This is a genomic window from Amycolatopsis thailandensis (genome assembly GCF_002234405.1).
Taxonomy (GTDB): Bacteria; Actinomycetota; Actinomycetes; order Mycobacteriales; family Pseudonocardiaceae; genus Amycolatopsis; species Amycolatopsis thailandensis.
In genome coordinates this window covers 1-809 of the sequence record NZ_NMQT01000397.1, presented here as the reverse complement: position 1 = coordinate 809, position 809 = coordinate 1, and the positions used below count along the sequence as shown (strand labels likewise).

Below are 809 nucleotides of genomic sequence, written 5' to 3'. Positions count from 1 at the left end.
CGGCGAAGCGCTGACCGGGCTGCGGCATCAGCTCGCGGACCTGCTGGCCTACGAGCACGCGCCGTTGGCGCTCGCCCAAGGAGCCAGTGGCCTCACCGGCGGCAGCCCGCTGTTCAGCTCCATCTTCAACTACCGGCACAGCCCGGACACTCCCGAGGAGGCCCGCCCGGCACTGGACGGGATGAAGGTCCTGTCCGCCCGCGACCTCACGAACTACCCGCTCGCGGTCGCTGTCGATGCCCAGGAGTCCGGCTTCGCGATCACCCTGGACGCGGTGGCGCCCGCCGACCCGGCCCGGGTCGGCGCGCTGCTGCTCACCTGTCTCGAAGCGCTCACCACCGCGCTGGCGGACGAGCCGGCCACGCCGTTGCGCACGGTCGACGTGCTGGACGAGACCGAGCTGTCCGCTCTGGTGGACGGCTGGAACGACACCGCGGTACCGGTACCCGAGGTCTCGATACCGGACGCGTTCGCGGCCAGGGCCGCGGCCGGCCCCGACGCCGTCGCGGTCGTCTCCGGCGAGCTGGAGCTGTCCTACGGCGAGCTGGACGCGCGCGCGGACCGGCTGGCGCGGGCACTGGTCGCCGCGGGGGTGCGGCCCGAGTCGGCGGTGGCGGTCGCGATGGAGCGGTCGGCCGACCTGGTGGTGGGCTTGCTGGCGGTGCTGAAGGCCGGTGGCGTGTTCGTGCCGCTGGACACCGGCTGGCCGGAGGCCCGGATGCGCGCGGTGACCGCGGACGCGGGCGCCTGCCTGCTCCTGGCGCACGAGCCGACCAGCGGGCTCGAACTCGGCGTCGCGACGTTGACGG

General features: G+C 74.4%; 1 protein-coding gene. It reads left to right on the top strand.

Annotation, left to right across the window (positions count from 1 at the left end; translation table 11 throughout):
- Positions 1 to 809: AMP-binding protein (locus tag CFP71_RS43970; RefSeq protein WP_143267356.1), on the top strand; the 809-nt coding region annotated here is incomplete at both ends.